The organism is Mesorhizobium loti (genome assembly GCF_003148495.1).
In the GTDB taxonomy this organism is placed as follows: Bacteria; Pseudomonadota; Alphaproteobacteria; order Rhizobiales; family Rhizobiaceae; genus Mesorhizobium; species Mesorhizobium loti.
In genome coordinates, this window is the sequence record NZ_QGGH01000004.1 from 226143 (window position 1) to 239805 (window position 13663).

Sequence of the window (13663 nt, forward strand, 5' to 3'; positions counted from 1 at the left end):
CCAGCATGAATGATGGTGAGAAAGCGGCCGACTCGTGCCGCCGAAGTTGGGGCGGGGCACCGGATCACCTGATGCGCATGAAGTCGTTTGCAATTGTCGCCGCACTGGCGCTTTCCACTGCTATCGCCGGTTGCAGCACCATCGGCTCGCAGATATTCTCCAACGACTACGGCGCGGTCACCGACGCCGGTTACCAGTTGCCACGCATCCCGATCGAGAAAGTGCCGATGAAGTACCATCGGCAGGAAGTGAACTACGACAGCCCGGAAAAGCCGGGCACCATCATCGTCGATACGCAGAACAAGTTCCTCTACTTCATCGAGGGTGACGGAAGGGCAATTCGCTACGGCATCGGCGTTGGCCGCGAGGGTTTCGAGTGGCACGGCACCGCCCATATCGCGCTGAAGCGCGAGTGGCCGACCTGGACGCCGCCGAGGCAGATGATCCAGCGCCAGCCCGAACTGGAAAAGTTTGCTGGCGGCATGGAGCCGGGCCTGAAGAACCCGCTTGGTGCGCGCGCCATGTACCTGTTCAACAAGGGCGGTGATTCGGGCTATCGCCTGCACGGCAGCCCGGAATGGAATTCGATCGGCAAGGCAATGTCGTCAGGCTGCATTCGCCTGATGAATCAGGATATTATCGACCTCTATGACCGCGCCTCGGTCGGCGCCAAGGTCATTGTTCTTTAGGTCATGATGCCGAGAAACCAGTACCGGTTCTCGTGAAAATCATGATCAGATAGAGGTAGCTTTCGTACGCGGACCGTCTAGGCAACAACGGACGTCCCAAACAGAAAACCGGGCAATTCGGCCCGGTTTTTTGTTGTTTGCGATGGAAGTGTCTGTCGGCAGGAGAGCGGTCAGGAGACCTGCTCGACCTGCTGCACTTCCGGCACGAAGTGGCGCAGTAGGTTCTGGATGCCGTGCTTCAGCGTCGCCGTCGATGACGGGCAGCCGGCGCAGGCGCCTTTCATGTGCAGGAATACCGTGCCGTTCTCGAAGCCGCGGAAGGTGATGTCGCCACCATCCTGGGCGACCGCCGGGCGCACCCGCGTGTCGAGCAGTTCCTTGATGGTGATGACCAACTCCTCGTCGGCCTTGTCATAGAACTCACCGGTCTGGCTGGTCTCGGCGGCTGGGCCGGCCTTGGCCATGACAGGCGCGCCGGACATGAAATGCTCCATGATGGCACCAAGGATAGCCGGCTTCAGATGCTGCCAGTCGGGGCCGTCCTTGGACACGGTGATGAAGTCATAGCCAAAGAAAACACCGGTGACGCCGGGAATCTCGAACAGCCGGCCAGCCAGCGGCGAGGCAATTGCGGCGCTGTCGGCATCGCGGAAATCGGCGGTGCCTTCCAGAAGCACTTCCTTGCCGGGCAGGAATTTCAGCGTCGCCGGGTTTGGCGTCGATTCGGTCTGGATGAACATGGCCATCTCCGTGCCCGTTGCGGGCAGCTAGTTTGGAATAATTCTAAATAGGCTCAATTGGCTGGACATTCAAGCGAAACGCATCGCCGGAAGGGCTGGCTGGCGGAATGTTTTTGCGCGCCCCGGGACGCACTCGAAGCAGCCTCATGCGAGGCTGTCGATCTCCTCGTCCGACAGATTCTGCGGCACCACGGTCACCGGGATCGGGAAGGCCGCACCCTTGCCGGCCACAGCGCCGACCAGCGGCCCCGGGCCTTCCTTGCCCGCACCGGCGGCCAGCACCAGGATGGCGATGTCCTGGTCTTCTTCGATCAGCTTGTGGATCTCTTCCGTCGGCTTGCCTTCGCGCACCACCATCTCAGGCTCGATGCCAAGCTTCTGGCGCACCTTGTTGGCATAAGTGTCGAGTGCTGCGCGCGCCGTGGCGGTCGCCTCCTCGCGCATGATCTTCTCGACGCCCAGCCAGTGCTGGAAATCATCCGGCTCGATGACATAGAGCAGCACCAGCGTGCCGCTGGTGCTCTGCGCCCGCTTCGAGGCATAGGCGACGGCGCGCTCACACTCCGGCGTGTCGTCGATGATCGCCAGGAACTTGCGGCGATGGCCGGCTTCGCGGCTGAGGCGTTTGGAGACCATGTCTATCTACTCGATGCTTTATCGGCCGCAATCTGCCACTGCGGCGGACCGGCGGCAAGCCGCCGGCCTTGGGCCAATATTGTGCAGTGCGCTGACTGTGGGAATTAGGCCTGCAGCAGCCCGATGATGTCGCGCACCGTCTTCATCGTCGCTTCGGCCAGCACGCCGGCACGCTCGCCGCCGTCCTTGAGCACCGCGTCGACATAGGCACGGTCGTCGGAAATGCGGCGCATCTCGCTGGCGATCGGCGCCAGCTTTTCCACCGCAAGGTCGGCCAGTGCCGGCTTGAACACCGAAAACTGCTGGCCGGCGAACTCTTTCAGCACGTCCGCCTTCGACATCTCGGCGAGACCCGCATAGATGCCGACAAGGTTTTCCGCCTCCGGCCGGCTAGCCAGACCGTCCAGCTCGCTCGGCAGCGCTTCCGGGTCGGTCTTGGCCTTGCGGATCTTCTTCGAGATGGCATCGGCGTCGTCGGTCAGGTTGATGCGCGACAGATCCGACGGGTCCGACTTCGACATCTTCTTGGAACCGTCGCGCAACGACATGATGCGCGCCGCCGGCCCGCCGATGACCGGTTCGGTCAGCGGGAAATAGCCGTTCACGGTCTCCTCGCCGACCTGCATCTCGACGCCGACGCCAAGGGCGGCGATGCGGTCGGAGAAGTCATTGTTGAACTTCTGCGCGATGTCGCGGGTCAGCTCCAGGTGCTGCTTCTGGTCCTCACCCACCGGGACGTGGGTGGCACGGTAGAGCAGAATGTCCGCAGCCATCAGGGAGGGATAGGCTAGCAGGCCGAGCGATGCGTTCTCGCGGTCCTTGCCGGCCTTGTCCTTGAACTGCGTCATACGGTTCATCCAGCCGATGCGCGCCACGCAATTGAAGATCCAGGCGAGCTCCGCATGCTGCATGACCCGCGACTGGTTGAAGACGATATGCTTCTTCGGGTCGATGCCCGAAGCCAGGAACGCCGCGGTGATCGACCGCGTCTGGTCGGCGAGGTCTTCATAGACGAGTTGGGCTGTCAGCGAATGCAGGTCGACGACGCAATAGATGCAGTCGGATGTGTCCTGCAGGGCGACGAATTTCTTGATGGCGCCGAGATAGTTGCCGAGATGCAGATTGCCGGTCGGCTGGACCCCGGAAAAGACGAGTGGCTTGAAGGCGGTCATGATTGTCCTCATGGCTTGTGGAGGGCCGTTTCGCGCGCGGCGAAAGTCTTTCGACGGCGCGCTTATGGACGAAGACGGCGCCGCGATCAAGACGGCGCTGCAGGTGGATCTGGCGCTCTACTCGTCCAGTTCGGTCTCTGCGACCGGTGGCGCCGACTTGCCCGATCCGCGTTTGACATTGCGCCGGATCATGCCGAAATCGGCGCCGCCGGTGGCAAACGCGGTTATGAAGTAGAGCAGCGCTCCGCCGGCAACCAGCGACAGCAGCGTCGTCGCCTTGACGACCAGCGGCGAGCCCAGGCCGAGCCTGACGGCGAACCAGTGTTCGGCAAAATAGAGGGCCGTTCCCATCACCACCGCCGACAGCACCAGACGTGGAATGCGTTTCATCAGCGGCACGTCGCGGCCCCAATGGCCGCGCCGGATCAGGACGCCGAGCAGCATCAGCGCGTTGACCCAGCCGGCGACTGCGGAGGCCACCGCAATGCCGGGCGCCCCCATCCTTGGAAACAGCGTCAGCGCCGTGGTGACGTTCACCGCCACCGAGATGGCGGCAAACATCATCGGCGTGCGTGTGTCCTCGCGGGCGAAGTAACCCGGCGTGAAGGCCTTGATCAGCACGAAGGCCGGCAGGCCGAGGCCGAAGATCGCCAGGATCGCCGCCACTGTCGGCGTCGAGCCGTTGGCGGCAAACGCGCCGCGCTCATAGACCAGCCGCACGATCGGCTCCGACATCACCCAGAGCGCGGCGGCTGCCGGCAGCGTCAGGAACAGCGTGAATTCGACCGAGCGGTTCTGCAGATTGGCCGCTTCGATCAGATTGCCCGACTTCAGCGCCCGCGACAGTTCGGGCAACAGCACGATCGCCACCGCCACGCCGACCACGCCGAGCGGCAACTGGTAGATGCGGTCGGCATAGGCGAGCGAGGACACCGCGCTGTTCTGCGCAGAGGCGATTGCCGTGCCGATCAGCTGGTTGATCTGGGTGATGCCGCCGGTGATTGCCGCCGGCAGCGCCAGGATCAACAGCCGCTTGACAGCGGGCGTCATTTTCGGCCGGCGGAAGCCGATCGAGATGCCGGCATGGCGCACCGCCACCCAGACGATCGCCAGTTGCACCAGCCCGGCGGCAAGCACGCCCCAGGACAGCCCATAGCCGACGGTGAGTGCGTCGGAGCCCTTGTACCAAGCATAACCGAGCACGCCGATCAGGATGATGTTGAGGAAGACCGGTGCCACCGCGGCGGCGAAATAGCGGCGCAGCGAATTCAGCATGCCCGCCATCATGGCGCCCAGCGACATGCAGATCAGGTAGGGGAACATGATCGTCGCCAGCGTCACCGTGGTGTCGAACTTCCCCGGCGTGCCGGCAAAACCCGGCGCCACCAAATAGCGCACGATCAGCGGCATCGACAGTTCCATGACGATGGTCAGCGCCAGCAGCGCCGTGAACAGCACGCCGAACACTTCCTCGGAGAAGCGCTTGGCGCCATCGGTGCCGTGGGTCTCGATCTCCTTGGCGAACAGCGGCACGAAGGCGGCGTTGAAGGCGCCCTCGGCAAACAGCCGGCGAAAGGTGTTGGGAAACTGGAAGGCGGCGTTGAAGGCGTCGGCGACCGGTCCGGTGCCGAGTGCGGCCGCCATCAGCATCTCGCGGCCGAAACCGAGCGCGCGGCTCATCAGCGTGCCGGAAGCGACCGTTGCGAATTTCTTGACGAGGCTCATGCGTTTGGAGACTGCCTACAGGATAAGGACAAAGTGATGGTGGCGGTCACTCGGCGGCCGCCGCCCTGGCTTTGCCGCCGCGTTCGGGCACGATGCCTTCGAGCGTCGCCATCAGCCGGTTGCGAATGGTCGCGATGCGGGCCGGGCTGTCGATCTTCTGGCCGGTTAGATCGGTGACATAGAAGGTGTCGATGACCTTTTCGCCGAAGGTGGTGATGTGGGCCGATGCGATGTCGAGCGACAGGTCGGAAAGCGTTCCGGTGATCTCCGACAGCAGCCCCGGCCGGTCCAGGCCTTCGACCTCGACGACCGAAAAACGGTTGGACAGCGTGTTGCGGATTTCGGCGCGTGGCGGGATCTTGAACACCTTGGCGCCACGCCGCGGCTTGGTGCGCTTCTCGATCATCTCCGGCAGCCAGCTCTTGCCCGACAGCACGTCCTCGATCAACCGGCCGACACGTTCGGCGCGCCGGCGCTCGTCCTCGTCACGGTCGAATTCCCTCGAGATCAGGATGGTGTCGAGCGCGCGGCCGTCCGACGTCGTGAAGATCTGCGCGTCGACGATGTTGCCGCCGGCTCCGGCGCAAGCCCCGGCGATGACCGACAGCAGGCGGGGATGGTCCTGCGCCAGCACGGTGATTTCGGTCACCGCCTCGAACTGGTGGGTCTTGACCATGGTGGCGAGCTTGTTGCCCGCCACATCCGCCTCGCGGATGAACTCGGCATGGCGCAGCTGGTCGGCGAGATCGACGGTCAAAAGGTAATTCTCGTAGTGCTGGCCGACATAGCGCTTGCGGGCCTTGTCCGGCCAGTCGCCAAGCGCCTCGGCCAGACGCTCGCGCGCCGCCGCCGTGCGCTGGGCGCGCGACACTTCTGAAAAACCGCCGGTCAAAAGCAATTCGGTCTCGTAGTAGAGCGTGCGGAGCAACTGGCCCTTCCAGCCGTTCCAGACACCGGGTCCAACGCCCCTGATATCGCAGACGGTGAGGATCAAAAGCAGCTTCAGCCGCTCGACCGACTGCACGATCGCGGCGAAATCCTCGATGGTCTTGCGGTCGTTGAGGTCGCGGGTCTGCGCCGTCATCGACATCACAAGGTGGTTCTCGACCAGCCAGGCCACGGTTTCGGTGTCGGCCGGCGACAGCCCCATATGCGGGCAGATGCGACGTGCGATCCTGGCGCCGGCCTCGGAATGATCCTCCGGCCTGCCCTTGGCGATGTCATGCAGAAGCACGGCGACATAGAGCGCCTCGCGGCTCTTCTTCAGTCCCGGCATCAGCGTGTGCGAGAGGGGATGGATCTTTTCGCCGTCGCCGCGCTCGATCTCGGCCAGCACGCCGATGCAGCGGATCAGGTGCTCGTCCACCGTGTAGTGGTGGTACATCGAGAACTGCATCATGGCGACGATCTTGCCGAAATCGGGGATCAGCCTGCCGAGCAGCCCGGCCTCGTTCATGCGCCGCAGATTGAGTTCGGCATTGCGGTCTGACGTCAGGATGTCGAGGAACAGCCGGTTGGCCTCCTCGTCGCGCCGCAGCGACTTGTTGACTAGGCTAAGCGAGCGGGTCAGCAGCTTCAGCGCGTCGGGATGGAATTCCAGGCCGTGCTTGTCGGCGAACCAGAACAATCTCAAAAGATTGACCGGATCGCGCTCGAACACCTGGTCGTCGGCGATGTTGATGCGGTGGTTGTCGACAATGAAGTCGGAGGTGCCGGCCAGCTTACGCTTGCGCCTGGAGAAAGTCAGGAAGATGCGGTTGAAGCCCGGCACGTGCTTGGCCTGCTCTTCCTCGAGCGCGGCACAGAAGATGCGGGTCAGGTCCCCGACATCCTTGGCAACCAGGAAGTAGTGCTTCATGAAGCGCTCGACCGCCGACAGGCCGGGGTGCGTGGTGTAGCCCAGCCGTTCGGCGATCTCGCGCTGGATGTCGAAATGCAGCCGTTCTTCAGCTTTTCCGGTGAGGAAATGCATGTGGCAGCGTACCGCCCACAGGAAATCCTCGGCCTTCTGGAACTCCCGGTATTCGCCCTCGGTGAAGACGCCCTTGTCGACCAGCTCCTCACCGGTGCGCACCCGGTAGAAATATTTGCCGATCCAGAACAGCGTCTGCAGATCGCGCAGGCCGCCCTTGCCGTCCTTGACGTTGGGCTCGACAAGATAGCGGCTTTCGCCGGCCTTGGCATGGCGGTCGTCGCGCTCGGCAAGCTTGGCCTGGACATATTCGGGGCCGGTCGTGCGCACCACCTCATGGTCGAAGCGCAGCATCAGTTCGTCATAGAGTTTTTCGTCGCCCCATAGGAAGCGCGCTTCGAGGATCGAGGTGCGGATGGTGACATCGGTGCGCGACAGGCGCAGGCATTCGTCGATGTTACGGGTGGCGTGGCCGACCTTCAGCCCGAGATCCCACAGCATGTAGAGCATGTATTCGACGGTCTGTTCGCCCCACGGCGTCTGCTTGTAGGGCAGCAGGAACAGAAGATCGATGTCGGACCCGGGCGCCAGCGTGCCGCGGCCGTAGCCTCCGACGGCGACGACGGCCATGCGCTCCGCCGAAGACGGGTTCTTGACCCGGTAGACATGGGTGACGGCGAAATCGTAAAGCGCCCGGATGATCTCGTCCATGAGATGCGACAGCCGCGCCGCGCAGGCGCTGCCACCGCCATCGTCCCGCAGCATGCGCTCGGCAACGGTGCGCCCCTCGGCCAACCGTCCCTTGAGCAGCTGGAGCACACCGCTGCGCGCGGCCTGTCCGGAACCGTCGCCTGCCGTGGCCGCGGTCAGCGCGGTCATCTCGCGGCGCAAGGCTTCGCCGTCGATCAGTTCGTCGAGCTTCAGGGAGATTCTTGCCATATGTCCAAGTCGGCCTTGCCTTTTCGGCGGCGTCTATAGCGCGTTTTCGCGGCGCTGGGTATGGGGCGGGAGGCCAGCCCCGAAAGCGGCCTAGTCGATTGCCTCGGTCCGGTCGAGAGGGACGACAATATGTTGCCGAAATCTGCAGAAATCGATGATCCAGCGTAGAATTCGCCCGGCCTCTTTCCTGATTCTCTGGGCGGTCAGTTTCCTGCGTTTTACGGCAAGCCCGCTTGCGACCCGTGCGGCTTCCCGTTCCTGCTCAAGCAGGCTTGGCAGTCTGTCGCCGACGAACTGGTCCTGCGCGCACACAGCGGGAACGAGCTGGTAGATCGTCTTGCGCGCCGATCTCGGGAGAGCCAGATCGAAGATGAGTTCATCGACAGCCACGTTGACCTGTGCGGTTGCATCGAGAAGATGGCGCGCCATCTGCCTCGAGAGCAGGTAACCGCCAGCCCCGACATGGCTCTTGCTCAGCCTGAATACGGAAAAACCGCGGCCAACGGAGATCCTTCTGCGCTGGATCATGGTTTTGGCAAAGAAGGTCTCGAGCTTGACGACATCGGCATCGGCCGGAATCCAACTCGTATCGGCAAGCAGCGCGCCGGCCTTCGCGGAAAGCACCATGTCGTCCTCGAACACGGCGCCGTACGGGGCCTCGTCTTGCGCAATGATCGTCCAGCAGGTGCGATGGCTGTGCAAGCAGGCGATCTCGCTCCCCGACAGGGGGCGGATGGCATGCATGGCGTGCTGCGGTTGCAACACCAGGTCCGGGTGTTCCCTGGCATCGATTGCGGCCACCCGCTCGAACGCAACGCCAATGCGGGCAAACTCCGCCGTCATATGGGCAAGCCTCTCAGGAGACCGATCGAGATTGATGACCAGACGCTTCATTACCGACGAACTCTTCACCTTCCGAGACCACCGGGGCTCTCTAGCAGCGGCGATGTTGCCGCGTAAGGACTTTTTATGGGAGAATCGCGCGCACCGGGCCGGTGATGCAAAAAGTCGAAACAGGCCTTGACCTTCCAGTTACTGGAAGCACTACCTGACCCTCGAAGCAGAAACATCGAGGCATTTCGCAATGACACATTCAGACCACGGCCACCATGCGCATGGCAGCTGCTGCGCGGCGAAAGCTGCGGCCGAGGATCCGGCCCTGCTGCGCGACCCGGTCTGCGGCATGATCGTCGACCCGGCCGCCGGCAAACCGACGGCCGAGCATGATGGCCATCTCTATCATTTCTGCAGCCAGGGCTGCCGTACGAAATTCGTCGCCGAGCCGGAAAAATTCCTGACGGCCACTGATCCGGTCTGCGGCATGAGTGTCGATCGCGCGACAGCCAGACACTTTGCCCGCCACGAAGGTCAGGGTTTCTATTTCTGCTCCGCCGCTTGCCAGGCGAAATTCGAGGCGGAGCCGCAAAAATATCTCGGCGACAAGCCGGCGCCGCAGCCGATGCCCAAGGGCACGCAATACACCTGCCCGATGCATCCCGAAATCATCCGCGACAAGCCTGGGTCCTGCCCGATCTGTGGCATGGCCCTGGAGCCGATGGGCGTGCCGACGGGCGATGAAGGGCCAAATCCCGAGCTGGTCGACTTCACCAGGCGGTTCTGGGTGAGCGCCGTCCTGTCGGTCCCCCTTCTGATCATCGCCATGGCGCCCATGATCGGCCTGACGTTTGAAGGCCTGGTCGAGGATCGGACAAAGGTCTGGATCGAGCTGGTCCTGGCAAGTCCGGTGGTGCTTTGGGCCGCCTTTCCCTTCTTCCACCGCGGCTGGGACTCGCTGGTCAACCGCAGCCCCAACATGTGGACGCTGATCTCGCTCGGCGTTGGTGCCGCCTATCTCTACAGCGTCGTCGCCACACTGTTTCCGGACATTTTTCCGCATCAGTTCCGCGGCCATGGCGGTGCCGTGCCGGTGTATTTCGAGGCCGCCGCCGTCATCGTCGCGCTGGTCTTCCTAGGCCAGGTGCTGGAGTTGCGCGCCCGTGAAAAGACCGGGTCGGCAATCCGCGCCTTGCTCGATCTCGCGCCGAAGACCGCGCGGCTGATCGCCGCCGACGGTTCCGAAAGCGATGTGCCGCTCGACGCGGTCAAGGCCGGCGATCGCCTGCGCCTCCGCCCCGGTGATGCCGTGCCGGTCGACGGCACGGTGCTGGAAGGCCGCTCCTCGATCGACGAATCGATGATCACGGGCGAACCGTTGCCGGTCGAGAAGACCGAGGGCGATGCGCTGACCGGCGGCACGCTCAACAGACAAGGTTCGCTGATCATGCGCGCCGAGCGGATCGGCGCCGAGACGACGCTGGCGCGCATTGTCGAGCTCGTCGCCAAGGCGCAGCGCTCCCGCGCCCCGATTCAAGGGTTGGCCGATCGCGTTTCTTTCTACTTTGTCCCGGCCGTCGTCCTTGTCGCGATTGCCGCTTTCATCGCCTGGGCCGTGTTTGGACCCGAGCCCAGCCTGATCTTTGCCATCGTCTCGGCGGTGTCGGTGCTCATCATCGCTTGCCCCTGTGCGCTCGGCCTCGCCACGCCGATGTCGATCATGACCGCCACCGGGCGCGGGGCGCATGCCGGCGTGCTGATCAAGGAGGCCGCGGCGCTCGAGCGCTTCGCCTCCGTCGACACGCTGATCGTCGACAAGACGGGTACGCTGACCGAAGGCCGGCCGAAACTGACCGATGTCGTTGCGGCAAACGGTTTTTCCGACGACGAATTGCTGGCGCTCGCCGCGGGTCTGGAGAAGGGCTCGGAGCATCCGTTGGCTGAGGCCATCGTTGACGGCGCTGGGACGCGCGGACTGAAGATCAATGAGGCCTCCGGCTTCGAGGCAGTCACCGGCAAGGGCGTTTCCGGTTCGATCTCGGGAAAGAAAATCGCGCTCGGCAATGCCGCCATGATGGCTGATCTCGGCATCGACACCACACCCATCTCAGCCAAGGCCGAGGCGCTGCAGGTCGAAGGCAAGACGGCGATGTTCGTCGTCGTGGACAAGAAACTGGCCGGCCTCGTCGCCGTCGCCGACCCGGTCAAGGCGACCACCGCCGAGGCGATCAGGGCGCTGCACGACAGCGGCTTGCGGATCATCATGGCGACCGGCGACAACGAACGCACGGCAAGGGCGATCGCCAGAAGCCTAGGCATCGACGAGGTTCGCGCCGGCCTGTTGCCGGAGCAGAAGGCCGCCCTCGTCGACGAGCTGCGCGCCACGGGCAAAGGCGTCGCCATGGCCGGCGACGGCGTCAACGATGCACCCGCCCTTGCCGCCGCCGATGTCGGCATCGCCATGGGCACCGGCGCCGATGTCGCCGTCGAAAGCGCCGGCATCACCTTGGTCAAGGGCGACCTCAACGGCATCGTGCGCGCGCGCACGCTGGCGCAGGCGACGATCCGCAACATCCGCCAGAACCTGTTCTTTGCCTTCCTCTACAACGTGCTTGGCGTGCCGGTCGCCGCCGGTGTGCTCTATCCGCTCACCGGCACGCTGTTGTCGCCGATGCTGGCGGCGGCGGCGATGAGCCTGTCCTCGGTGTCGGTGATCGCAAACGCATTGCGGCTGAGAACATTGAAACTCTGAGCCAAGCCCCCAGATACGAAACCCACCCAACAGGAGACCATGAATGACCTTGGCTAAAAAACTCGTGCTTTTGCTGATGGCGGCCGGAATGCTGCTTGCTGTCTTCCTCGAAAGCGTCCCGGCACAGAGCGAGGAGATGAAACACGACATGGGCGCCATGGCGACGGACGCGACCAGCCCTTCGACCGAAGGCTACAAAGCCGCGATGGACAAGATGCATGCCGACATGATGGCATCTGAATACACCGGCAATGCCGATGTCGATTTCGTCAAGGGCATGATCCCGCACCATCAGGGTGCTATCGACATGGCCAAGGTCGAGCTCGCCAACGGCAAGGACCCGGAAATCCGCAAGCTCGCCGAAGGCGTCATCGCCGCGCAGGAAGCCGAGATCAAGCAGATGCAGGATTGGCTCGCCGCCCATCCGGTGAAGTAGACTTTCGGCAATCGCCTAGGCGGCGAGAACGCCTCTGGATTTCTCGCCCAGCCTGTGATGCGATCCGGCCCCAACTGGAGCCCGCCATGCCGTCGATCATCAGAACCACCAAACTGCCCTCTGGCGAAGCCGTTCAGGTGCTTGGTCAGGGGACATGGAAGATGGGCGAGGATATCAGCCGCCGTACCGATGAGGTCAATGCTCTCAAGCTCGGCCTCGACCTCGGCATCACACTGATCGACACCGCCGAAATGTATGCCAGCGGCGGCGCCGAGGAGGTGGTGGCCGAGGCCATTGCCGGGCGCCGCGACGAGACCTTCCTGGTCTCGAAAGTGCTGCCGTCAAACGCTTCGCGCGCGGGCGTGCAGCGCGCCTGCGAAAACAGCCTGAAACGCCTGCGTACCGACCGCATCGACCTCTATCTGCTGCATTGGCCCGGCAGCGTGCCTCTGACTGAGACGGTCGCGGCCTTCGAGGCCCTGAAAAAGGCCGGCAAGATCCGCCACTGGGGTGTCAGCAATTTCGACACCGACGAGATGGAAGAGCTGATCGGCTTGTCCGATGGCGGCAATGTCCAGACCAACCAGGTGCTCTACAATCTGGTCCGGCGTGGCCTTGAATTCGACCTGGCGCCCTGGAGCCGGCAGCGCGGCATTCCGCTGATGGCCTATTCGCCGGTCGAGCAGGGCGCGCTGGCGCGCAATGCCAGGCTCGACGCCGTCGCCGCCCGCCACAATGCGACCCCGGCACAGATCGCCCTGGCCTGGGTGATGCATCAGGAGGGCGTCATCGCCATCCCGAAGGCAAGCAGCCAGGAACATGTCCGCCAGAATGTCGCCGCGCTCGACATCAAGCTTACGCCACAGGACATCGCCGATCTCGACCGCGCCTTCCCGCCGCCGGCGCGCAAACGTGGGTTGGAGATGATCTAGAGAGGCATGATCCCGAAGCGGGAACCAGTTTTCGGAAATAGCGAGCAAGCATTGGAACGAATTTCAGCCGGGCATCGGCACACGGCGTACAGAATCGGAGCCATGACGGTCACGTCGCTGCGCGACGGTTATGTCGACATGCCAATAAGGCGGCTGCGCCAGCCCGGAAACATTGTATTCGGCGATAAGCTGCCATCGCAGGTAGCGCTCGTTGACGGCGCGCTCAGGCTATCCGTCAACGCCTTTGCCATCGATGACGGCGACGACATCACGCTGATCGACACAGGGGCTTCGAACGCCTGGCACCCGACGATGGGGCATTTGCCCGAGGCGCTGCGCGAGGCGAAGATCGCCATCGACCGGGTACGCACAATTGCCTTCACCCACACCCATCTCGACCATATCCACGGGCTCATCCTTGCCGATGGTCGGGATGGCTTCCCGCAACTTACGCGCCTGCTTGTCCCGCGACTCGAGCTCGGCATGTTCCGGGCAGAGGCGAGGCTGGAACGCTTCCACAGCCGGGCCCAGCCTTTCGACGCCGGACAGCGCGTCAGCGCTCATATCGAGACGATCGCCGCCGCTGGCCATGAAGTCGGTCACACCTGCTTCCGCGTCATGAGCGAGGACGAAACGCTGTTGATCTGGGGCGACATCGTGCATGTGCCGTCGCTTCAATTCGATCGACCGGAGATCACGTGGGAATTCGACGCCGACCAGGAGGAGGCACGGGCAAGCCGGCTGCAGATAATGGCCCTTGCAGCCGACAACGGCTGCTACGTCGCAGGTGCGCATCTCGATTCACCGGGTGTCGGCCGGGTTTTCCGAGCCGAAAGAGGCTTCCGCTTCGAACCTTTGTAGGAACGGCAGCAAACGAGCAGCTGCCGTCAAGCCCG

Annotated in this window: 11 protein-coding genes; 5 read left to right on the top strand and 6 right to left on the bottom strand. The window is 63.5% G+C overall.

Annotated elements, in window-relative coordinates; all coding sequences use genetic code 11:
- Positions 1-71 precede the first annotated feature (71 nt).
- Positions 72-689, top strand: a complete 618-nt coding sequence (locus C8D77_RS17980; protein WP_109666035.1) for a L,D-transpeptidase — start codon at positions 72-74, stop codon at positions 687-689.
- Between the two features lie 170 nt (positions 690-859).
- Here C8D77_RS17980 and C8D77_RS17985 read toward each other — a convergent pair whose 3' ends face one another.
- The 6 genes from C8D77_RS17985 to C8D77_RS18010 all read right to left on the bottom strand — a co-directional run bounded on the left by C8D77_RS17985 (position 860) and on the right by C8D77_RS18010 (position 8707).
- Positions 860-1429 (bottom strand): NifU family protein, encoded by a 570-nt coding sequence (locus C8D77_RS17985; RefSeq protein WP_015314175.1) that lies wholly within the window; start codon positions 1427-1429, stop codon positions 860-862.
- 144 nt (positions 1430-1573) lie between these two features.
- Positions 1574-2065, bottom strand: a complete 492-nt coding sequence (locus tag C8D77_RS17990) for a universal stress protein (protein WP_056590042.1) — start codon at positions 2063-2065, stop codon at positions 1574-1576.
- Positions 2066-2169: 104 nt separating this feature from the next.
- Positions 2170-3237 (bottom strand): tryptophan--tRNA ligase, encoded by a 1068-nt coding sequence (gene trpS / locus C8D77_RS17995; RefSeq protein ID WP_109666728.1) that lies wholly within the window; start codon positions 3235-3237, stop codon positions 2170-2172.
- Positions 3238-3354: 117 nt separating this feature from the next.
- Positions 3355-4962, bottom strand: a complete 1608-nt coding sequence (gene murJ / locus C8D77_RS18000; RefSeq protein ID WP_109666038.1) for a murein biosynthesis integral membrane protein MurJ — start codon at positions 4960-4962, stop codon at positions 3355-3357.
- Between the two features lie 46 nt (positions 4963-5008).
- Positions 5009-7813, bottom strand: coding sequence for a [protein-PII] uridylyltransferase (locus C8D77_RS18005; RefSeq protein WP_109666040.1), 2805 nt, complete (start codon positions 7811-7813; stop codon positions 5009-5011).
- A gap of 90 nt (positions 7814-7903) precedes the next feature.
- Positions 7904-8707, bottom strand: coding sequence for a glycosyltransferase family 25 protein (locus C8D77_RS18010; RefSeq protein WP_109666042.1), 804 nt, complete (start codon positions 8705-8707; stop codon positions 7904-7906).
- Positions 8708-8897: 190 nt separating this feature from the next.
- On the opposite strand from C8D77_RS18010, the gene C8D77_RS18015 reads away from it, so the two are divergent.
- The 4 genes from C8D77_RS18015 to C8D77_RS18030 all read left to right on the top strand — a co-directional run bounded on the left by C8D77_RS18015 (position 8898) and on the right by C8D77_RS18030 (position 13628).
- Complete coding sequence (locus C8D77_RS18015; protein WP_109666044.1) at positions 8898-11399, top strand: heavy metal translocating P-type ATPase; 2502 nt, start codon at positions 8898-8900, stop codon at positions 11397-11399.
- Positions 11400-11442: 43 nt separating this feature from the next.
- Positions 11443-11835, top strand: coding sequence for a CopM family metallochaperone (gene copM, locus C8D77_RS18020; protein WP_109666046.1), 393 nt, complete (start codon positions 11443-11445; stop codon positions 11833-11835).
- A gap of 86 nt (positions 11836-11921) precedes the next feature.
- Entirely contained in the window at positions 11922-12767 is an 846-nt protein-coding gene (locus C8D77_RS18025; RefSeq protein ID WP_109666048.1) for an aldo/keto reductase, read from the top strand.
- A 102-nt stretch (positions 12768-12869) separates the two neighbouring features.
- A complete protein-coding gene (locus C8D77_RS18030; RefSeq protein ID WP_245468872.1) occupies positions 12870-13628 on the top strand; it encodes an MBL fold metallo-hydrolase in 759 nt (252 codons plus the stop codon).
- Positions 13629-13663 lie beyond the last annotated feature (35 nt).

Bases quoted from the DNA above. Each gene is read 5' to 3' on its own strand.
- murJ (WP_109666038.1), bottom strand. From the start codon at position 4,962: ATGAGCCTCGTCAAGAAATTCGCAACGGTCGCTTCCGGCACGCTGATG.
- C8D77_RS18025 (WP_109666048.1), top strand. From the start codon at position 11,922: ATGCCGTCGATCATCAGAACCACCAAACTGCCCTCTGGCGAAGCCGTT.
- C8D77_RS18010 (WP_109666042.1), bottom strand. From the start codon at position 8,707: ATGAAGCGTCTGGTCATCAATCTCGATCGGTCTCCTGAGAGGCTTGCC.
- C8D77_RS18030 (WP_245468872.1), top strand. From the start codon at position 12,870: ATGACGGTCACGTCGCTGCGCGACGGTTATGTCGACATGCCAATAAGG.
- C8D77_RS17985 (WP_015314175.1), bottom strand. From the start codon at position 1,429: ATGTTCATCCAGACCGAATCGACGCCAAACCCGGCGACGCTGAAATTC.
- trpS (WP_109666728.1), bottom strand. From the start codon at position 3,237: ATGACCGCCTTCAAGCCACTCGTCTTTTCCGGGGTCCAGCCGACCGGC.
- C8D77_RS18005 (WP_109666040.1), bottom strand. From the start codon at position 7,813: ATGGCAAGAATCTCCCTGAAGCTCGACGAACTGATCGACGGCGAAGCC.
- C8D77_RS18015 (WP_109666044.1), top strand. From the start codon at position 8,898: ATGACACATTCAGACCACGGCCACCATGCGCATGGCAGCTGCTGCGCG.
- copM (WP_109666046.1), top strand. From the start codon at position 11,443: ATGACCTTGGCTAAAAAACTCGTGCTTTTGCTGATGGCGGCCGGAATG.
- C8D77_RS17990 (WP_056590042.1), bottom strand. From the start codon at position 2,065: ATGGTCTCCAAACGCCTCAGCCGCGAAGCCGGCCATCGCCGCAAGTTC.
- C8D77_RS17980 (WP_109666035.1), top strand. From the start codon at position 72: ATGCGCATGAAGTCGTTTGCAATTGTCGCCGCACTGGCGCTTTCCACT.